This window comes from Sphingobacterium puteale (assembly GCF_003627955.1).
Taxonomy (GTDB): domain Bacteria; phylum Bacteroidota; class Bacteroidia; order Sphingobacteriales; family Sphingobacteriaceae; genus Sphingobacterium; species Sphingobacterium puteale.
The window spans coordinates 276355-298818 of record NZ_RBWS01000008.1; the positions used below are offsets into that span (position 1 = coordinate 276355).

Below are 22464 nucleotides of genomic sequence, written 5' to 3' on the forward strand. Positions count from 1 at the left end.
ATCTGTTTTTCATTTGTGACGAAGCGATCAGATGTATTCATTTCCTTATGTAATTGAATAAATCATGATGGTTTCATTGAGATTTTTATCTTTTATCGGCATGAGGTATCATGGCGATTGCTATCCATCTGTTTTCTGATGTCTCTTTTGTTCATGATATTTCATCGGATTATAATTGTTAGATGGACCAAGGACCTCGCATTGGTTGGTGAATTAAACGGTTTGCCGCATCATCATCAATAAATTGCTCATTTTGAGAATCGTATTTCAATGAGCGGTTGAGACGAAGGGCTGCCAGTCCCATATTGACTAATGTACAGGAGCGATGTCCATTTATTTCATTGAGGGCAAATTTTTCGCGTGTCCGGACAGACTCCAAAAAGTCTGTAATCTGCGGAGCAGGCTCTGGATACTGCGCTAGTTTTCTTTCCAAATCTGGAATATCAGACGCAAAGCCTTTGTACAGTTTGCCTTTTGGACCTTCGATATAAGCTGCTTTTTCATCTTTGGCTTCGCCATCTAAAATGATCTGACAACCATCGGCATAAGTAAACGTAATGCGTCTCCACGTACCAACCGCATCTGGGTGTTGCTGTGGTGCATCGACATCAACGGTCACCGGGCTTTCGTTGTCCTTACCGAGGAAATATTGCACGGGATCCATGTAATGTTGCCCCATATCACCTAATCCGCCCCCGTCATAATCCCAATATCCTCTAAAAGTAGTGTGTACACGGTGTTTGTTATATGGCTTATAAGGAGCGGGACCCAGCCAAAATTCGTAATCCAGCTCAGCCGGAACTTGTTCTTCGGGTAGGTTTTCTTTTCCCACCCAATAGAATTTCCAGTCGAACCCCGTATGCTTACTTATTGTCACTTTTAATGGCCAACCCAACATGCCTGTATCGACCAGTTTTTTGATTTTACTGACAGGAACATTCATTCCATAAAAATCGTCTTTGAAACGGAACCATGTATTTAAACGGAACATATTTCCATGCTGTGCTATTGCTTCTTTTACTTTCTTACCTTCACCGATGGTCCGTGTCATTGGTTTTTCACACCAGATATCTTTTCCTGCTTTAGCGGCTTCGATGGACATAAGACCATGCCAGTGTGGTGGCGTGGCAATGTGGACAATGTCTACTTCAGGAGATTTGATTAATTCTCTGAAATCGTGGTATTCTTTTACACCGCCCCCTAAGTCGTTTTGCGCTGCCGCAAGATGGCTTTTGTCAACGTCACAAATGGCAACTGTTTTTGTCCCGGCATAGCCGAAATGTCCACGGCCCATATTTCCGACGCCAATTACTCCTTTAGTTAGATGATCACTTGGAGCAAGATAGCCCTGGCCTCCAAGTACAAAACGTGGTACAATAGAAAATGCTGCGGCACCTACCACTGATTTTTTAATGAAATCACGCCTTGATGAATTCTGTTCTTTCATGTTGGTTGGATTAGTTGTTTTATAATTGATCCTTTTAGGCTGTTAAAATAACGGCAATTGGATATTGAACCTAAAAATAGATAAAAAACTGTTAAATATAAACTGATAACTAAAATTTTACGTATTGTTTCTTCTCGTTTTATGAAAAAATAATAAAAGAGCGGTTCTATAATCATTTCTTTCGTATATAGTGTTTGATTCTATTGCGGAAAAAGGAAATTTAGCAACAGAATTGTTACGTAACTACTCCCGGAATGAATTCCCTGCCGAAAAGCCTAGATTTTGTGGACACAGTCTGGCGCGCCCAGTTGTATATCTGAGTATTTGACCGTTTTTGGCAGGGACGAAATGATTTTTGGCCCCATATTGATGCCCAATCGTATGCTTAGTTTGAATTTATACCGGTGACACCAGAAAAAAATTAACGGATTTGCTAATGGGAACCTGAGAAGTCACTTAATCGTTTTCGTAAATCAAGCTTGATTATACTTAGATAATACGGCATCTTTATGGAGCCTTGTAAAGAGGAAAACCGATATGATGAGACCGAGAGCACTATTATTAATCCTTATTTATATCATAACCCTACAGGTGCTAGGGTTTGGGCAATTTAAGGTTGCTCCGCTCGGAAATACCATATATGAGGGGGTATTCACGGGTAACGGTCTATTGGGGACCATGACTTACCTGTCCGGGGAAAAGTCAGTGCGGGTTGACATTGGCCGAACAGATGTATATGACCATCGCGCCAATTCAGCTGATAAACTGTTTGATAAAGCCCGCCTGTCTCTAGGCTATTTCAATCTGGATTTGAGCTGTACGATCGAACAGGCCAAAGGAGATATTTAGAACTCGATAAAGGTGCCATAGCTGCTATCCGTGAAAATAAATAGTGCGAAGACTTAAAAATCAATAACGTAAAAAGGGAATATAAATAATGAGACTAGAAAAGCAAATCTTAATGATTGTATGGGCTGCTTTGGGAACAAGCAGTCTGGCCCAGGGGCAAACGGAAAAATTGAACCTGTCGAAAGAGTTTATTCAGCAGCAACTTGACGGCGCTGCCAAGCAGATAAAGGTTTTGGATAAAGAAACGCCAAAGGATAAATTTCCAAAAACATTTGAAAATGGGAAGGAGGTTTTTTCGTCATCGAGTTGGTGGTGTTCCGGATTCTATCCCGGTACTTTATTTTATTTATATGAAGGAACCAAAGATCAGGAACTGCTGCGGAAAGCTGAAGATAAATTGACCTATCTGGAGAAGGAAAAAAATAATAAGGGGACGCATGATCTGGGCTTTATGCTGTTCTGTAGTTTTGGAAATGCCCTTCGGTTGACCGGAAATACACAGAAATACGAACCGGTTTTAACGACAGGGGCCAATTCATTGGCATCGCGTTATAGTCCGAAGACAAAAACTATCCGTTCGTGGGATCACGGGGCCTGGGACTATCCCGTCATTATAGACAATATGATGAACCTGGAGTTTTTGACACAGGTCTCTAAAGTAACAGGTGATAAGAAGTATTATGATATTGCGGTCACGCATGCCGAAACGACGCTAAAAAATCATTTTCGAAAAGATTATAGTTCGTATCATGTGATAGATTATGATAAAAATACGGGTAAGGTCCGATCTAAAAAAACACATCAGGGTGCTTTTGATGAGTCTGCATGGTCGCGTGGCCAAGGTTGGGCTTTATATGGTTACACGATGATGTACCGTGAAACAAAAAAGAAGGAATTTTTAAAGCAGGCGCAACAGATAGCGAAATATATCCTTGACAATCCAAACTTACCCTCAGATCTGATTCCTTACTGGGACTTTGACAAGGATAAGATCGCTTCATCTGATAAAATGTATCCGAATAAAGATCTAAGAGACGTTTCTGCTGCTGCGTTGTATGCTTCGGCCTTACTGGAACTTTCGCAATATACTAAAGGCAGTGAGTCGGCACTTTACCTCAACAAGGGCGAGACAATAATTAAAAATCTATCGCAAGCACCTTATCTGGCTCCATACGGACAAAATGGAGGCTATATTCTTCAGCACAGTGTTGGTGCTTTACCCTTGAATTCAGAAGTGGATGTGCCTTTGACCTACGCTGATTACTATTATGTAGAAGCATTGGTGCGCTATAAAAGATTGTTGGCGGGTGAGCCAATAATTAAAGAAATTGCAAAATAAATATATATATCACAAAATAAAGAAGCCATATTTTTAGCATAAAATGTGGCTTCTTTATTTTAACAATCCCTGTTTAAGTAACGGTTTTAGCCGTCTTGATCTGAGGCCGACGTTTCTTCAGACGGATTATGTCCGAAATGTTTCTTGAATTCTTTACTAAAGTATTTTCTGTCTGAAAATCCTACGGAATAAGCGACCTCACTGATATTCATCGAAGATTTCAATAACACTCTGGCTTTATTAAGTCGGTACATCTTGACATAATTGTTGATAGACAGATTGGATATTGCTCTGAGCTTGCGGTAGAGAATAGGCGCACTCATTCCCATGTTTCGGGATATAAAGTTAACGTCAAAATCTTCCGACTGGATATTTGCTTCAATCAGTTGATCCAATGTGGCAATAAATTGCGCATCCAGTTCATTGTCGAAATCTGTCTTTTTAACCTGAAATTCCCTGCTCTTTTTACGACTGATTGCGATGAGATTCTGTACAGATAGAAACAATAGCCTATTGTCAAAAGGTTTGGTTAGATAGATGTTTGCTCCAAATTGTAGGGCCTGTGTCTGTGAGTCACTGTCTGTCACTGCGGTCAGCAAGATAACGGGAATATGGCTAGTTGTGATATTTGTCTTTATTGCCTGGCATAACTGAGCTCCGTTCATATAAGGCATCATTAGGTCAGACAGGATCAGGTCGGGGATATATTCTTGCGCTTTTGTTAATGCATCTTCGCCATTGACAGCCGTGATGACGGTATAGCTTTCCTGAAACAAATGGACAATGGTATCCAGTAGTTCTCTATTGTCTTCGACAATGAGAATGGTCTGTTGCAAAGATCTGTCCGGGGCAGACGGAGTTGCTAAATTTGAATTATCTATTGCGGTCACCATAGGGTCTGTAGGAGAGGACACGCGGACTTTCGATAGCTTTGGCAAACGTAGGCTAAAAACCGTCCATTCTCCTTGTTCATCTTTCATTGTAAAGCAACGGATCTCTCCCTGATGTTGTAAGATAATCTGTTTGGTCAACGCTAATCCGATTCCGGTACCTATGCTGTCGTTTGCCTGTTCTTCCCGATAATATTCTTCAAAGATCTTGAATTGATTATCCGTTGCAATGCCAATGCCGTTATCAACGATATTGATAATGACGCTGTCTTCACTCTCAAGGAGCTCAAGATAAACGGTGCCATTCTCGGGCGTATACTTAATGGCATTTGACAATAGATTGAACATAACCTTGTCAAATTGAACAGGGTCTATGGATTGTAACCCTACGGCATCTAATTTCCGGATATAATAATTGATATGTTTATTCTGCGCAAGATCGTTGAGGAGGTAAAATGTGTCTTCAATATATTCTTTGAAAGGGATATCACTTTGTTTCAGGATAAAGTGCTTGTCATCAAATTTTTTGAAATCAAGTAGCTCGTTAACAACCCCCAATAATTTAACAGCGTTCTTTTTAATCCGTTTGATCTTAGACTGGGTGGTCGATAAATTGGCGGTTTCGGTAATGATTTCATCCAGAGGTGCGGTGATCAAGGTCAGCGGCGTACGGATTTCATGCGAAATTTGTGTAAAGAATTTGATTTTCTTTTCCTGTTCCCGTTCGGAATTGATCAGCATCTGGCGTTCAACGACAAACTTAATGACAAAATGCACCCCGAGAGTAAATAGTCCGGCGTATAAGAGGTAGGCCCACCAGGTGCGCCAGATCGGAGGTTTTATAGTTATATGTATTTGTAGCGGAGTACTGCTCCAGATGCCGTCATTATTGCTGGCATATACGGTCAGTGTGTGCCGACCTTCGGGGATATTGGTGTATCTGATACTTGGGGTATTAGTTTCTATCCAGTCTTTGTCAAAACCTTCAAGTTTATAACGATATCTATTTTTCTGTGGTTTGATAAAATTGGAACTTGAAAAATTGACCGTGATAAAATTCTCGTCATAACGTAATTGCAACTGATAGCTGTTGGACCGATCACCTCGCTGGATGCGGCCATAGTTTAATGGGGTATCTTCAAGGAATATATTTCTAAAAAGCACATTCGGTTTCTTCTGATTAAAAGTGATTTTTCGGGTGTCGATGGAAACCAGGCCGTTCAGTGTAGTCACGAACAAGACGGCGGCGTCGCTGCTATAGACCTTTGCTCCTTGCATATTCTTAACGGGGAGACCATCGTACTGATTAAGAACCGTATGATACTTGGTACTCGGATCAAAAAAAATCAGTCCATTTTTGCTGCTGATCCAGAAATGTTTGTCGATCATCACTGGCCAGCCAAGGGTGTTATTTGGGAAGCGTGCTATGAGGGTTAAACGATCTTTAAGATCGAAATGATATAAATCCCCCTTCGAAGTGAGCCAAATATTACCATTGGGTGCTACATAAAATCCATTTATGTAAAGTGAGTCAACTTGCTTTATGGGGTGGATAGTAGTACTAAAAGTCTTTCTCCGAAATAGCCTTCCTGATTGCAGGAAATAAATCTGTTGTTTATCATCTGCCTGTATCTCATCTATTGTATTTGCTGCGAGCGAGGAATCAAACTGTGGTGGTTTTTCCTGTTCCTTAATGTAAAGTCCCTTATTTGTACCTAAATATATTCGTTGTGCAGGATCCACGTAAATGCTGTAAATATTGTTTTTCAGGTTTAAGAGATCCTTTTCGAGGAGATAATTTTTGGTGTTACCCGATTTTAGGTCAATGATGGAGTAGCCACCACCATATTGTGCGGCATATAATTTTTCATCCCGTACATAAAGGTCTTTTATCAGGTTTGATCGGGTCAGCTTCGGTTGCGGACTAGTATTCCCCGTAATTTTATCAATTTTATTGATTCCTTCTTCTTCAGTGCCTATCCAAGCAGCATTTTTGGAAACGGCAAAACTACCCACGATATCGCTATTCAAACGTTGCTTTAATAAAGAACGTGTAGAATAGGATCGGATAGGGATCAAATCAGGATAAACTGCATTAATACCTCCAAAATATGTTCCTAGCCAGATCACTTTTTGATTATCGACAAAGATGTCATAAATTGAGTTTTGACTGAGAGAGTTTTTTATGGACGTATTATGTTTGTAATTTGTGAAAGCAGGAGATCCCGTGAAAACGGAAAGCCCTTTCAGCGTTCCGATTAATAGCTCCCCATTTGCGTTTCTGATGATTTTACGGACGTTGTTACTCAGGAGGTTACTATTTTCTTCTCTTAGATTCCGCCAATTTCGACTGGAAAAATTGAACAGAAATAGACCATGTAATTTTGTCCCTACCCAGAGCATGTTGTCTTTAAAATGCATTGTACTAAATATTCGTTCCTTTAGAGGTAATACGGGAAACCCCAAGCTATGGATTTTAGATATTCGTTTGTTTTTATATATAAATGATTCAAGACCCTGGGAACTAGCTATCGTGTACGAGTTTAGTCCTGTTTGAACTATAGTCTGTGTATGAGGTCGATCTAAAATTAATTTAAAATCATAGGAGCCTGAAGCCGGAATAGCTATATATAGACCTCTATTTGTACATAAAAAGATATGACCTGAGAGAATTTGTATATCCGAGACAACGAGTTTTTCTATAAAAGGCTTTCCTTTTCTCAATACAGCCTTTCGTTTGTCAATGTTGAAGATAAATACTTGTGTTGCGGTAGCTATAAAAAGATCATCTTTGTCATTTATACAAATCTTATTGATATAATCCAATTTGTTGAATATGCTATCCTGAACACGAAGGTTTAAAATAGTTTGTGAGTCGTAAACAAACAGATTATTCCCTCCGCCAAACCAAAGTTTTCCCTTTTTATCCTGCGCAATAGTCAAAACAGCCTGTTTATCTAATACATTGTCCTGTGTTAGTGTCTCAAAACTGAAATTCTGGCCCAAACAAGACATAAAAGGACAAAATAGCCATGCTATGATGACCAAGTTTTGGATCTGCTTTATGAGGAAATTCATAGATAAATAGCGGTTATAGTTCAAATTTAAGATTTTACCCCTTAATATTTATAAAAATCACCCTATTGAATAGTTGCACTTGCCCAATTTTGATGCTGTTAAGCAACCGATTTTTAAATTATAAAACCAATTTCCTAAAGTATGGCTAAGTTTTACGCAATTGGATTGTCCGCTATGACATTATTTGCTGTTGGTGTCGCTAATGCCCAACAGAAAGTAAATGTTACAGGACAAATCAAAGACAGTCAAGGAACACCATTATCAGGTGTTACAATTCGAGAGAAGGGAGAAACACGCTCAACCTCCACAAATGGATCGGGAACCTATTCCTTGTCCGTCAGTCCCAACGCAACACTAGTAATCTCCTATGTGGGATATCAAAACCAAGAAATTGCCCTCAACGGACGAAATGTCGTTAATGTAACTATGGATGGTACAAGTTCGGCACTTGATGAAGTTGTTGTTGTAGGGTATGGAACGCAGAAAAAGGCAAATTTGACGAGTTCAGTCTCTACCATAGATCAGAAAGTTTTGGACTCTCGTCCAATATCCAATGTCATGTCTGCAATGCAGGGAGCTGCGCCTGGATTAGTAGTGACTCGCTCAGGTGGACAACCCGGTGCCGAGGGCTTTTCGGTTAATATTCGTGGAGATCTATCTACGGGTTCATCTAACCCATTGGTACTTATTGACGGTGTTCCCGGTTCTTTGACCTATACCAATCCAGACGATATTGCAAGTATTTCTATTCTTAAAGATGCCTCGGCAACGGCCATATATGGATCTAGGGGAGCAGCGGGTGTCGTTCTTGTGACGACAAAATCTGGTCAGGGAAAATTGAAGGTAAACTATCAGGGGATGTGGACGGCGAAAAAGATGGGACTTTTTCCTGAGCGGATTAATAGCTGGGAGGAGGCTGAGATGCAGAACCTCGCTCGTATAAACGCTGGTCAATCTCCAGATTGGTCAGCAGAGTTAATTGCTCTGATGAAGGATCCTAATCAATATTATAGAATTAACCCAACGAACCCCACTGCCTATCAATATTTTGGCAATTATAATTATCCGGAGATTTTATTGAAAGATAAATCAACACGTTTAAATCAAAATCTATCTATTTCAGGAAGTACAGAAAAGGATAATTACTTGTTCTCATTGGGTTATATCACGGATAAAGGAATTTTTAGATTTGGACCAGATGACTATAAACGTTTGAATGGACGTTTTAATTATCATCGGGAACTTTCCAAGATGTTTAGCTTGGACTCTAAAATATTATACAGTAGATCGGAGAGGAACTCAAGTGTTTTAGGAGCCAGTAATGATTATGGTTTGATTTATAATATTGTTTCTTCAAGGAGTATTAGTCCTATATATCTTCCAGAAAGTGGTGATACAAAATATGCCGCCGGAAGTGCTGCTGGAGAAACTGTTGGGTTATTAAAGGATGGCGGACGTAACAATAATGTCATCCAAGAAATTGGCGGAAGTTTTGAGCTTGGGGCAAAAGATATTTTTACGGAGGGTTTAAAGCTACGCCTGTTGTATAGTCCAAGAATTGTGATGGAGAATGATAATAATACCAGAATCCCAGTTCCGATGTATAATGTAAATGGACGAACTGGATGGGCAGGGGGAATTAATCTTAATTCAATCATCAAGGGGCGTTCTCAAACATTAACGAACAATTGGCAAGCTGTAGGTGAGTATAATCGAACGTTTAATGAAAAGCACGAGGTGTTAGTACGTGGAGGATATCGTTATGATGATTATCGTTACGATTATATTGGTGCGTCAGCATCGAATCTCCCTACGGATGATGTATTGGCTTTAAGTCAATTTGGGGATAAAAATAATACTAGTGTTGGAGACAATATACAAACCAATACATTGATTTCTTTCTTTGGTACCGCACAATACGTTTTTGACCAGAAGTATATTATTCAGGGAACGTTAAATCGGGAAGGAAGCTCACGTTTATCACCAGCCAACCGCTGGATTACTTTACCTGGTGTCTCAGCAGGCTGGCGTATAAACAATGAATCGTGGTTTGGCAATGCTTCCAAAATTTTTAATGAATTAAAATTGCGAGCAGCTTGGGGTAAACAGGCAAATGATCCTAATAGCGATAATCCCCGGGCTAATAATTACGATTATATAAATGCGCTATCCAAGGGAGATGCATATCCATTTAATAATGTACGGAATACTTACTATTGGATTGGAAGTGCCGCTTCACCGCTAAGAACCTGGGAGAAAGTTACAAATACCGATGTTGGATTGGATTTCGCGATGTTCAATAGAAAACTTGATGGATCATTCTCTTATTTTTGGCGTGAAACCAAAGGAACATATGGGGTCATAACGCAGCCTGGTGTATTTGGTATTGGCAGCCCTAGTTCAAATATTGGCGATTTCAAATCTTGGGGCTGGGAGCTGAGCTTAAATTGGCGTGATAAAATTGGTGAGGATTTTAATTATACTATTGGAGCTAACTTATCAGATAATAACAACAAGGTTGTTAAATTTTTAAATAGAACCAGCCTAAGTGGCGGTCTCGTTTCTCTCTTAGAAGGATATTCTAAAAATTCAATTTTTGGATACCGTACGGATGGTTACTTCCAAAATGCTGATGAGATAAAAAATAACCAGGTAAATCATCAAAACCCGAATTTGGGGCCTGGAGATATTCGCTATGTTGATGTAAATGTTGATGGAATTATTTCCTCTGGTAAAGGTAATTTAGAGGATCCAGGTGATTTAGTATATCTCGGTACTCAAAATCCAAGATATTCTTTTGGATTGAACCTAGGTTTTAATTATAAAGGGTTTGATTTTAGTGCATTTATTCAAGGTGTTGGGAAAAGAAAGTTTTTACTGCCTTCCGTTTTGACTCTTCCTTATGTTGAAAGCTGGCGGCAGGCTTGGGCCATCCATAAAGATTACTGGACGCCAGAAAATCCAAATGCAATGTTTCCAAGGCCAGTCATGGGAGGTGGAAGTAATACAAGAATTTCGGATAAATGGGTAGTCAATGGAGCTTACGCACGTATGAAAAATATCCAACTGGGCTATACCTTACCAAAGGAATTGACGACAAGAGCGAAAATAGAACGTCTAAGGGTCTTTTTCTCCGGCGAAGATCTATTTGAATTTAAAAAATCATGGAACCCTTATTATGACCCTGAAACACCAAATGGACAGGCATTCGGATATCCATTTTTCCGTTCATTCACATTAGGGGTAAATGTTACGTTTTAAAACTAGGGAAATTATGAAAATCGAAATAAATAAATCAAAAACCATCATAAAGAGAGCTGCAAAATTGGGAATACTGATTGCATCGGCCAATATTCTATTTTCGTCATGTATGAAGGATTTAGATAATAAGATAGATGAGACTAGGGTGACAGATGCGTCTTTTTGGAAAACCGAACAGCACTTGTTGATGGGTGTAAATTATCTTTATACCTTCTTGCCAGGAATTGGCGAAAATAGCGCCGCAAATTGGACTGATGACTCTCGTTCTACAGGTAACAATTCAATCAGCGATGGATCTCGCTTGGTGCCTAATAGTAGCGGGGATTATACAAATAATTATCAGCTAATCCGCGCAGTAAATACTATCTTAGAAAAGGCAGAAAAGATGTCGCTAGATGCGGCTGTTATAACGAAATATAGCGCTGAAGCACGTTTTTTTAGAGCTTATGCTTATGGAGAATTGCTCAAGAGATTTGGGGGAATGCCGATCGTAACCCGGACATTAAATCTGAATGATGAATTGCTTCAAGCGCCAAGAGGAACACGTGACGAAGTTGTCAATCTGATTTATAGCGACCTGGATTACGCGATCCAAAATTTGCCTGAAGCAAGTGCGACAAAATCCACCGATTACGGTCGAATCAATAAGAGTGTTGCTCAGGCGCTTAAGGTTAGACTTGCGCTTTTTGAAGGGACTTTTGAAAAGTATCATCAATTTGGAGATGCAAAAAAACACCTGACAATAGCGAAAAATACGGCCAACGATATTATTTCAACAGGCTATTTTAAGCTGTTTACTTATGGAGCTGACCCGGCAAAGAGTTATTATTATCTGTTTCAAAAAGAAGGGAATGGTTATGCAAATAAGGAAGTCATATTACCCCGTTTATATGGTAAAGATATGACGGATAGAATCTCGACACATAATTATAGCCGGAATATAGAACAAGGTGCGATTACTCCCACGCGTTATTTAGTGGACGCTTATTTATATATCGATGGTCTACCTAGAGAGGGGGTAAATAGATCTCCTTATTATAAACCTAATGTAAGCACCTTAACGGAATTCGAAAATAGGGATCCTCGTTTGGCAATGACTGTTTTTAAAACAGGAGATACTTATATCAATGGCTCTAAATACCAGCCTATGTTTTCATTTACACAAACTGGCTATAAAACCTTCAAATATTTTAATGATACAGATTGGGTGAATCAAGCGAGTTTTAATGAACATAAAATTATTCGATATCCTGAGGTGTTGTTGTCATATGCAGAAGCAGTTTATGAACTAGATGGGAATATTTCAGATGCTGACCTGAATAAATCGTTGAATATCGTTCGAGATCGCGCGGGAATGCCAAAATTGACAAATGCTTTTGCTTTAGATCATGAATTGAATGTATTAGAGGAAATTAGGAGAGAGCGTAGAGTCGAATTTGCAATGGAAGGTGAACACCGCTATTGGGATATTATTAGGTGGAAAATCGCCGAAAAGGTACTCCCATTGCCAACATTAGGTATTCAATTTTTCAAAAGCGAATATGCGGAACAACCTGTTGTGAGTCTTACGTCTGAAGGATATGTAATCGCACAAACAGCAGCGACGAGAAAATTTGATCCCGCTCGCGATTATCTTTGGCCGCTTCCTATCTCAGAATTGTCCTTAAATCCGAATTTGGTGCAGAATCCTAAATGGCAATAAGGTTTGATTTGTAACAAATTTACGGATCAATCGCCCACGCAATCGTTTGTTAGGGCGATTGATTCTTTTTAGCTTGTTTTTCTGTATTAAAATAAAGATTTTTAATGTTTTGTGTGTGCTTGTTGAGCACATATTACTTATAAACCATTATCGATGAAGAGAAGATCCGTATTAAAATTATTAGGCGGTGCTGGCGTTGGTGCATTGACGGCTTCGTTGCCGATGAGCGCTAAGGCAGGTGTATTACCCGATGAAAGTATAAGTTATACGGGGAATGACCGTGCTTATTGGGTTTCAATACTAAGCAAGATGGCCACACCGATATTGGATAATATCAGTAAGCAGCAATGGCGTAAAAAGATGCCGATGGAGGTAAGTCCTACTTTTGATAGCAGAGATCCAGGGGTTGGTTACCTCGAGGCTTTTGGTCGGTTGCTGGCAGGAATGGCGCCTTGGTTGGCATTACCCGATGACAGCTCAGAAGAGGGGAAACTCCGTAAAAAATTACGTGATCAAGCCTTATTGGGTATCAAATATGGTGTGGATCCAAAATCTCCGGATTACTTTACATGGCGGGGACCTTCATCGCAAACCCTGGTAGATGCAGCGCATTTGGCTTTGGCGTTTCTGAGAGCACCTAAAGCGCTATGGGAACCATTGGACCAGATAGCCCAAAAAAGGGTTGTCGAAGAATTCAAACTATTGCGTAAGATCAAACCGAATGAAAGCAACTGGTTACTTTTTGCTGCAATGACCGAAACCTTCCTTTATAGTGTAGGCGAGGAATGCGCGCGTGAGAAAATAGACTATGCAGTCAATAAATTTGATCAGGAATGGTATGTTGGCGATGGCTGGTATAGTGATGGGGCACGCTTTAGCTTTGATCATTATAATGGCTATGTGATCCATTGTATGCAGGTCGAATCACTACGTCATAATATTTCTGCGGGTGGAAAATACAAGGAAATGTATGAACGTGCATATAAGCGAATGCAGCGTTATGCACATCATTTAGAACGGATGATATCGCCTGAAGGGCACTATGTGGTCGTTGGGCGGTCCTCTACTTATAAGAATGCGGCCTTTCAACCTCTGGCAGCAGTAGCTTTAGAGGATAAATTGCCAGAAGATATCTCAAAAGGTCAAGTAAGGGCGGCCCTTACGGCGGTACTCAGACACATCTATATTGACAAAACTTTTGCTCCTTCGGGATGGCTCCGTATGGGAGTGGTTGGAGACCAACAGTCAAATTTGGCTGACTATTATACTAACGCCGGATCAATGTATGTGGCATCGCTGTCGTTCCTGCCGTTAGGATTACCTGCTACGGATGAGTTCTGGACATGTGCTCCACAGAAATGGACATCGCAGAAATGCTGGAATGCGGAACAGTTTCCGAAAGATTATTACGTCAGTTATTAATTCCTTGTTCTTTTATTCATAATCTAAATAATAACAAAATAGAGGTAGTAGATAGGTCTCATACTGTATAAGTAAAAATTCAAAACTCATAGCTTAACACTAAATAAAGATAAAAACAAAAATAAAGATACTTGTTAAGCCTTAGGCTCGTATTAAGTAAAAACTCAATACGCAAGTCTCAATACTAAATAGATAACAGATAGAAAATAAAAAAAATAGAGATACTAGGTAGGTCTTAGACGTGTTTAAGTAAATTCTTGATACTCATATCTCAATACTCAATACTAATATGAAGGTACAACACTATATTTCAGGAGCGTTAATGATCGGGCTTGGTCTACAGGCAATATCATGTTCTAGTCAGAAGAATTTAACAACAGCCAAATTGGGGCTTAACAAGGAATTTGTCCAAACCAATCTTGAAGACGCACATAAACAGATTACCTATCTGGCCGCGTCCATACAGGAGTCGGATATTCCCACCACGTATAAAGACGGGAAATATGTCAACTGGGGCTCTAGCTGGTGGTGCTCCGGATTTTATCCCGGTACTGTGCTCTATCTTTATGAATATACAAAAGACGAGAAGTTGTTGAATGAGGCAAAGCGGAAACTAAATCATTTAGAAAAAGAGAAGAACAATAAAGGAACACATGATCTTGGGTTTATGCTATATTGCAGCTTTGGTAATGCATTGCGTTTGACAGGTGATTCTACAGCTTACAAAGAAGTGCTAAGTACTGGTGCGGCTTCATTGGCAACACGTTTTCACGAAGCTCCGAAAACCATCCGTTCATGGGATGGTGGTAAGAACTGGGACGGGCAACCGTGGACTTATCCCGTTATCATCGATAATATGATGAATCTGGAATTTTTGACTGAAGTGTCCAAAATAACAGGAGATAAAAGATTTCGGGATATAGCTATTCAGCATGCAAATACGACAATGGTCAACCATTACCGGAAAGACTACAGTTCTTACCATGTAGTAGATTATAATCCAGAAGATGGCAGTATCATATCCCGGAAGACTGCTCAGGGTGCATTTGATGAATCTGCCTGGGCAAGGGGACAGGCTTGGGGTCTATATGGTTACACCATGATGTACCGCGAAACCGGTGACAGTAAATATTTGGAACAAGCTCGGAATATCGCCAAGTTTTACCTTAATCATCCCAATCTTCCGAAGGACCTGATTCCATATTGGGATATGGATCAAAATAAACTGACCGAAGAAAGTAAGTACTATCATCAGAAGGATCTACGTGATGTCTCTACCGCTGCGGTTACCGCTTCAGCTTTGCTGGAATTGGCACAGTATACAAAAGGTAGTGAAAGCCAATTGTACATTTCCAAAGCCGAGCAGATGTTAAAGTCACTTTCTTCTAAACCGTACAAAGCGGACTATAAAGAAGCTGGTGGTTACATATTGAAACACAGTGTCGGTTCTATTCCACATAAAACTGAGGTAGATGTACCATTGACTTATGCCGACTATTATTACGTAGAGGCGCTGATTAGATATAACCGAATGCTCAATGGCGAAAAAGTGATCAAACAGTAAGGATATTATCAATGTATAGCGGGCTAGGCAAGCTAGCTCCATTTTAAAAGAATGAATTCCAGTCATTAATGAACTATACATACTTATCATTATCGTATTGCTGCCGCCAGAACCGCTGTAGGGCACTTGAAAGGGCTTTAAAGTAGTTGATCGGAGTTTATGGATCTGAACGATCCCGGTTCTATGTCTTGTTTTACTTCATTAATTGATCTGATGGATTTGGGCAATGATATTATCAAGCAGGTAGAACAAGTACAGTTGTATTAAATGTAGTCGGAAAACAACAATATATTATCTTTTTTTTGCATTTTGTGTGATAGAAATAGACCAATCTGTCAATATCAAGCTGAATAGATGAAAAAACTTGTTTTTCTTACGATACTGCTGTGCAACATGCTTTTATCTGTTTTTGCATTACAGCAGAGCGGACCGTCTACCGGTTCCATTGACAGTCTGTGGAATGTATTCAATACCGTTAAGAATGATAGCCTGAGAGCGAGAGCAGCTCTTTTGATCGCGAATCAATCGATGTTCGAAAAAAAAGATTCAGTCACTGCTCTGCGCTATTTGGGTGAAGCACAAAAATTATGTGCAAAGCAGTCATACCTGAAGGCTTTATATACATACTATCGGGCTTCACATATTTTTATGACCGCGGGGGAGACCGATGAATGTCAGCAGCTTTACCGGCAGGCTGCGGTTATGCTGGAGAAATTTAATACCCAGGAAGCTTATGAATTTTGGGTGAAAGCCTGGTGGAATTATGCTATGATTATTGATCATAAAGATGATCGGAAAAGCATGGTGCAGATCCAGATTGATAAAATAATTCCCGCAGCAATCAAACAGAAGGATTATAATCAAGCTGCAAAATCCTACCAGGCTATTGGTTCCGCTCTTAAGGAGATCGGCGATACAGAAAGGGGAATTTATTATTTTAAAAAAGGACTTGAACTCTATGAGAAATACCCTCTTTCAAAAGAGAGACATGCTATATCATTATTAAATTTAGCACGTGAATATGTAGAATCTCGCGAACTTAACTTAGCGAAATCCTATCTTTTAAAATCGGAGCGAATTTTAGATACGCTAAAGGAGTCTTTGGCACATCTGAATTATGGTGAAACAGCCAGTATGTATTATTGCGCAAAGAACGATTTTCCGAAAGCGCTTCAGGTCGTCGAAAAAGCGCTGAAAATTGCGGAACAGCTCAATATGCCTTATGAGATAGGCATGATGCATTATCAGAAGTTTAATATCTTTTATAGTTTGGGAAAATATGAACTTGCATTGAAGGAGCTTAAGATTGTCATGCGGGATATGCCTTATGATATGACAAGTAATATGCAACAAATTGCTAAAGATTTGTCTAATACCTATGCCAAATTAAACGATTACCCAAATGCTTATAAATGGCTTGGGAAACATGTTGCCATTAAAGACAGCTTGGCACAAGTGGCTTATAAAAGTGAAATAGCTGGCCTGGAGACCAGATTTAGAACAGCTGAGAAGAACGAGAAAATCATGAGACTGGAGTTTGAACAGAGGGAGACTGTACTTCAACAGAAAAACCAGCGTTTATATAATTATATATTGGGTATATTTTCTTTGGTCTTGCTGTTGTTGCTCGTCTTGTCTGTCTATTTATATCGTCAGCACAGGAAGAGGGCACAACGCGACCTGGAACTGTTGGCACAGCAGCAAGAACTTCAAGTGACCAAAGCGCTCTTGGAGGGGGAGGAACTGGAACGTCATCGGGTTGCCCGTGATTTGCATGATGGACTTGGCGGGCATTTGACTGCCATGAGACTTCAGGTCTCTTCCGAAGACAATCTGCCGGTATTGGATGGGATAAAATCTCAGCTGGATCAGATGATCTCTGATGTCAGACTGATAGCACATAATATGATGCCTGAAAACTTATCACGCTCGGGGTTATCGGTAGCCCTAGAAGATCTCTGTACTTTGATGCAGCATGGCGCTGTTGTCATTGAGCTGCAGTGCAATGGCCTCTCCAGCACTATTGCGGAGAATATGCAGTTGAATATTTATCGTATCATTCAGGAGCTGATCAATAATGCCATTCGACATGGGGACGCAGATCAAATTATCGTGCAATGTCTACAAAATGAGCAAGGCTTTTTGATCGGTGTAGATGACAATGGCAAAGGATTTGACGTAGGGGAGGTTGTGGGAGCTAAACGGGGAATGGGACTTAAGAATGTACAAATGAGGGTAGAGTATTTAAATGGAAAAATGAATATCTCGTCACAGCCAGGGGCGGGAACAAGTGTCAATATTGAAATCAATGTCTGAGGAGCAAAAAACATTGGCTATCTTGGATGATCATCCAATTGCCATCGAAGGAATCAAATCATTTTTAAAAGAAAATCTGTCATACGGCCGGGTGCTTGGATTTTCACTGGGTCGGGCGCTGACCGATTTTTTGAAGCAGGATCAGATAGATCTGCTCTTATTGGATATTGCCCTGCCCGATACGAACGGTATCGATCTATGTGGCGAACTCAAAAGGAATTATCCCGAGCTTATCATCGTTGGCTTTAGTAATCATATGGCGCGCAATAGCATTCTGCAGATGCTTGCCAATGGTGCTGCAGGATATATTCTAAAAAGTGCCGATGCAGAGGAAATTATAGCCTGTATTCAGAAAGTTTCTCAAGGCAGTATGGGCTTATGTGGGGCAACGCAACGGCTCATAGCCGCCGCACCATCCCGACAACTACCTTCACTGACGATGCGCGAGAAACAGGTGTTGCAGTTACTGGCAGAGGGAAAAACAAGTGCGCAAATTGCCGAAAAACTATTCCTGAGCCCATTGACAGTAGATACTTATCGAAAAAATCTGATTCAAAAATTTACCGTAAAAAATACTGCTGAGCTGCTGACAATACTCTTTAAGGAAAATTTACTCTAACCCCTTGCTTGTGGTGACTACCCTAAAATTGGGAGGGTAAATTACCCTATTTCGTGGTATTGTTCGCCCCCCTGTGTATATCTACTTTTGTTTATATAGATATGCAAAAGATGAAAACAATTAACAAAAACCTAATGATCCTTTGCCTAGCGGCAATGGTGTCAATGATCTTTGTCAGATGTAGCAAAGATAAGAATGAACCTATCGTTTCGGGAAAAATAGATGCCATTGTAGGCTCTTTTAAAGGAAAGATGGTCATCGGCGGTGATGCTGAATATTTTAACGCGATTGTCAATGTTACCAAGGTGGATGATGGCAAAGTGAAAGCGACAGTGAAAACAGGTGAGGCCTATAGTAGAGCTACTGCTAAAACATTTCCTGTACAAAACGTATCCAATATCCATATTTCCGGTCAGGGGCCCATGGGGTCAATTACCTATAAACTTGATGATAAGAATATTCAGATAAGCACAGAGTCTGAAGCTAGCAGCGATGTAGAATTTTATTTTGAGGGAACAAAGCAATAATCACTTTCGTTAGGAATTCAAGAAAAAAAAATCACGGTCCAACTAATTGGAATGTGATTTTTTTTGTTTTATCCAGTGCTGGAGTGAATCTTTGGAAATATAACTCTCTGTAAGAAGCCTATTTCAGGTTTTTATGCAGTTCATCCAGTCCCTTGTTGACAATCTCGGTCCTTCTGTAACATTCTTCCGATCTGGCCTGAAGCGCGTTGAAGGAGGCAAATAGAACCTGTCCGTAGTCGTTGTACCTATCTTGCAGTTCGATGACTTGGGACAAAGCCTCTTTAAATTCCTCCTGGTCACGGTCTAGTGAGACAATATCGACCTGAGCCTCCAGATAATGGTGATAGATCTGATTGACATCCTCCCAGAGCTGTTCGTCTATCCAGCTTTCTTTTTCATAGATCATCTCAAAATGAGCATTAAACCATCGGTATGCTTCGGAAACCTCATCGTGGAGATCCTGTATCTGTTGGTTGTGGTAGATTACCCCCTTAAAGAACTCCCCGATATTGATGTTGATTTTTGTGCCGTCATCATGTTCATCGAAAGGGAGGACCGAAGGCGCTTTGATCTTAAGCATGACTTCCAGTATATCTAGGTCCTGTTCAATGGGCAGCAATAGATATTCAAGTTCGGCTACTTCATAATCAATCTCTTCCAGTATCCGATATTGCTCTTTGAGTGATTGAAGCATATCCCAGGTGAGGTCGTGCATGAGGTAGTGGGCATCGAGGCCCTTTTTTTCAAAATCCGACCGGGGCTTATCAAGGTGAAAGCGGAGGACGATTGGCCTTAGCTGGTGTTCTCTGACGATTTCTTTCATAATTGTAGTGGTATGGATATCTGGAATTACCGCCATTTTAACTGTTTTGACCGGTCTTTTTAGTCCTTCCCGCATCAAGATAGAAAATGGCGGTGTTTTTTCCAAATCTGTTCTTTCTGTTAACGTAGTCTATACGCTGGTATCTGTTGATTTATACCTCCGCTGGCGGAAGTTTATATTTATCCAGGAAAATGCGGCTTCCTCGAGTCCTTAACGTGTCAGGCCAGAGGAAGCCGGCGATGTGGGCCCTAGCGACTACAGTACAAAGCTGCTGGTCACATCGCTGTAGTTTGGTGTCGGATCAATGCCGATATAGGTGACCCTAAATTCATATTCCCTGAATGTTTCCAGGCCTTCAATGATACAGGTGCTTTTTGAGCTGAGCTGGGATGTCCATTCCAGTTCGCTTCCTTTGTGTCTGTACTGGTATTGGTACATTCTCGCTCCGGGCCAGGCATCTGTTTTTAGCGTAATCCGTCCACTGCCTACATGGCTTGGTTCGGCAACGGGGCGCTGTGCCTTTCGCACTAGGCCGGCATAAGAGGAGCTTGTTTTTTTAATATTGAAACCGGCCGCCAGTACGATCGTGTCGTCGTTGCCTGCGATGGTATCCACATATTTGCCGAGCTCTTTAAGTACGTAGACCAGTTCCTCTCTTTTTTGTTTACGGACCATAATTGCCCTGGTATCTCTGTAAGCCGCCTCAGTTGCGGAGTTGCGGAATGCGGCGAGTGCGGATTCCAATACTGTCAATGAGGGTACCGGCGTTGGGAACAAGATAGCTTCCTGGGCCATCTTCGTGGCGATCTGCTCCGCAAACTGCATTAATTGTACATCAGTCTGGTCTTTTTCGTTAATTGTTAATTGACTCATAATTTTTAAATGTTAAAAGTTTAAAATAAATTATTGTGCTAGCAACGATACAAACATACGACAGTGGAGAGGACGTGGAAGGGGTAAAATTGTCCCAAAATGCAAAAAGCAGAAAATTCTTTTTGGGACAATTTTACCCCTTTTATTTATCGAATTGGAATAATATATTCTGAAAAAATGGCGTTTTTTGCGGAATGGAGTCATATTTTGGGGGGAAGGTTTTGTTGACCTGATCTTAGGAGAAAAGTAAATTCCCCTAAGGAGTTTTTGAATTCCCTTGAGGGAAAACTACGCCCCCTCTGGTGTAAAGTAAATTCTCCTTGGAAGATTTTGTAACCTCTTAAGGGAAAATAGCACCTCCTGTGGAGTAAAGTAAATTCCCTCTGGAGGATTTTGTGATCCCTTAAGGGAGAATTGCGCATCCAGTGGAGTAAAGTAAATTCTCCTTAGAAGATTTTGTAACCTCTTAAGCGAGAATTGCACCTCCGGTGGAGTAAAGCAAATTCCCTCTGGAGGATTTTGTGATCCCTTAAGGGAGAATTGCACATCCAGTGGTGCAAAGTAAATTTCCCTTGGAGTATTTTTCGTACCCCTGGGAGAGATTTGCATCTCCAATGGAGTAAAGTGAATTTTCCTTGGAGCATTTTGCGTATCCCTGAGGAAGATTTGCATCTCCAGTGTAGTAAAGTAAATCCCCCTTGGAGTATTTTGCATACCCTTAAGGGAAAAGGAAGCTTCTGAAGAGCTTAAAATAAATTTTATCCATCGCTTTTATAAGCGTATTTAGGTTCCATAGGCGGCGGGTGTAGTTTGCGCTCCATGGCCGGAGTGTGGCCAAAGTAGTGGACATAAGTTTTAATAAAATATTTGGCCGTCGAGAACTGTAATCTGAAAGCGATCATATCGACGGAATCGTTGGAGGTACGGAGCATTTCACGTCCTTTATAGATGCGTATGGTCCGAATTGCCGCATTAACAGTAAGGTTGTTCTCTTGAAATACGCGGCAAAGTGTGGTCTTGCTCGTTAGAAGGGCTTTAACGATGGTATCGACTTTTAGTCCCTCATCCATATAATGTGCATAGATATAGGCCTTTGCCCGATGTAGGAGTGAGATATCCTCCTGTTGAGCCGATTTGCGCTGTTCGGTCAGGTCCCTATGATAAAGCTCAATGATATTGCTTGTATAAAATTGTAGCCTGACACTTAATGAATAGGCCGAGGATTTGGCCTGTTGGATAAGGTCGAGAACTTTTCTGATGCGGTAGCCAATCTTTTCCATGGCTAATACCTGTGTTACCTGTAGCCTGTCCAGTTGCAGGGTATTCCATTCCAGTGCTAAGGAGCTGGAATCTTCTATTTCAACTCCGATCAGGATCATGGCGACTTTACCAGCTTTTATCTGATAGCTGATTTCTTGATCTGTATTAAAGTAGCCCAAGTATTGCTGATGGACTAAAGTGGCTTGACTAAAGCCTTTTATGGAAGAAGAACCGTGAAATTGGAAAGCCAGCCAGAGCGTAGTCTCGCTATTGCGGATATTAAAGTTCCAGTCTTCTTCAAAATGTCCGGCTATTTCCAAAAAAGTATGGCTGCCTATTTTTTTACTGGCGATATACTGATTTTTAGTACAAAGAATAGGATCCTCCGCCGTCAGAAAATTAAAGTACAGTCCTTTGGGGGCGGTATGGCGTTGTGCTAAATGATACGGATATTTAAGGTTTATGCTTTTGTTGATTAGCATATTTTTTTGAAA

The 22464-nt window shown here is 40.5% G+C and carries 15 protein-coding genes; 9 read left to right on the plus strand and 6 right to left on the minus strand.

Going from position 1 to position 22464, the window contains the following annotated elements; translation table 11 throughout:
* Positions 1-178 precede the first annotated feature (178 nt).
* Complete coding sequence (locus D7322_RS11945) at positions 179-1447, minus strand: Gfo/Idh/MocA family oxidoreductase (RefSeq protein WP_121124456.1); 1269 nt, start codon at positions 1445-1447, stop codon at positions 179-181.
* Between the two features lie 537 nt (positions 1448-1984).
* On the opposite strand from D7322_RS11945, the gene D7322_RS11950 reads away from it, so the two are divergent.
* Together D7322_RS11950 and D7322_RS11955 are read left to right on the plus strand one after the other, a co-directional pair.
* Positions 1985-2296, plus strand: a complete 312-nt coding sequence (locus D7322_RS11950; protein ID WP_147430387.1) for a hypothetical protein — start codon at positions 1985-1987, stop codon at positions 2294-2296.
* Between the two features lie 88 nt (positions 2297-2384).
* Complete coding sequence (locus D7322_RS11955) at positions 2385-3635, plus strand: glycoside hydrolase family 88 protein (protein WP_121124458.1); 1251 nt, start codon at positions 2385-2387, stop codon at positions 3633-3635.
* Between the two features lie 86 nt (positions 3636-3721).
* Here the strand turns inward: D7322_RS11955 and D7322_RS11960 are convergent, their stop codons facing one another.
* Complete coding sequence (locus D7322_RS11960; protein ID WP_121124459.1) at positions 3722-7603, minus strand: hybrid sensor histidine kinase/response regulator transcription factor; 3882 nt, start codon at positions 7601-7603, stop codon at positions 3722-3724.
* A 141-nt stretch (positions 7604-7744) separates the two neighbouring features.
* Between D7322_RS11960 and D7322_RS11965 the strand changes: the two genes are divergently transcribed.
* The 7 genes from D7322_RS11965 (at position 7745) to D7322_RS11995 (ending at position 19014) form a co-directional block, all read left to right on the plus strand.
* Entirely contained in the window at positions 7745-10864 is a 3120-nt protein-coding gene (locus D7322_RS11965) for a SusC/RagA family TonB-linked outer membrane protein (protein WP_121124460.1), read from the plus strand.
* A gap of 13 nt (positions 10865-10877) precedes the next feature.
* Entirely contained in the window at positions 10878-12566 is a 1689-nt protein-coding gene (locus D7322_RS11970; RefSeq protein WP_121124551.1) for a RagB/SusD family nutrient uptake outer membrane protein, read from the plus strand.
* A 153-nt stretch (positions 12567-12719) separates the two neighbouring features.
* The gene (locus tag D7322_RS11975; RefSeq protein ID WP_121124461.1) at positions 12720-13988 is read left to right on the plus strand and encodes a DUF2264 domain-containing protein; all 1269 of its coding nucleotides are present in this window, start codon (positions 12720-12722) and stop codon (positions 13986-13988) included.
* Between the two features lie 289 nt (positions 13989-14277).
* Entirely contained in the window at positions 14278-15552 is a 1275-nt protein-coding gene (locus D7322_RS11980; RefSeq protein ID WP_121124462.1) for a glycoside hydrolase family 88 protein, read from the plus strand.
* Positions 15553-15906: 354 nt separating this feature from the next.
* Positions 15907-17868: a tetratricopeptide repeat-containing sensor histidine kinase gene (locus D7322_RS11985; RefSeq protein WP_121124463.1), complete on the plus strand. Its 1962-nt coding sequence runs from the start codon at positions 15907-15909 to the stop codon at positions 17866-17868.
* Entirely contained in the window at positions 17861-18487 is a 627-nt protein-coding gene (locus D7322_RS11990) for a response regulator (protein WP_121124464.1), read from the plus strand. The genes D7322_RS11985 and D7322_RS11990 overlap by 8 nt, the downstream gene beginning before the upstream one ends.
* A gap of 110 nt (positions 18488-18597) precedes the next feature.
* Complete coding sequence (locus D7322_RS11995) at positions 18598-19014, plus strand: hypothetical protein (protein ID WP_121124465.1); 417 nt, start codon at positions 18598-18600, stop codon at positions 19012-19014.
* A 118-nt stretch (positions 19015-19132) separates the two neighbouring features.
* Here D7322_RS11995 and D7322_RS12000 read toward each other — a convergent pair whose 3' ends face one another.
* The 4 genes from D7322_RS12000 to D7322_RS12015 all read right to left on the minus strand — a co-directional run bounded on the left by D7322_RS12000 (position 19133) and on the right by D7322_RS12015 (position 22452).
* Positions 19133-19942, minus strand: a complete 810-nt coding sequence (locus D7322_RS12000; RefSeq protein WP_147430389.1) for a hypothetical protein — start codon at positions 19940-19942, stop codon at positions 19133-19135.
* A gap of 150 nt (positions 19943-20092) precedes the next feature.
* Complete coding sequence (locus D7322_RS12005) at positions 20093-20710, minus strand: fibronectin type III domain-containing protein (RefSeq protein WP_121124467.1); 618 nt, start codon at positions 20708-20710, stop codon at positions 20093-20095.
* Positions 20711-20998: 288 nt separating this feature from the next.
* A complete protein-coding gene (locus D7322_RS12010) occupies positions 20999-21424 on the minus strand; it encodes a hypothetical protein (RefSeq protein WP_121124468.1) in 426 nt (141 codons plus the stop codon).
* 44 nt (positions 21425-21468) lie between these two features.
* Complete coding sequence (locus D7322_RS12015) at positions 21469-22452, minus strand: AraC family transcriptional regulator (protein ID WP_121124469.1); 984 nt, start codon at positions 22450-22452, stop codon at positions 21469-21471.
* Positions 22453-22464: the final 12 nt, after the last annotated feature.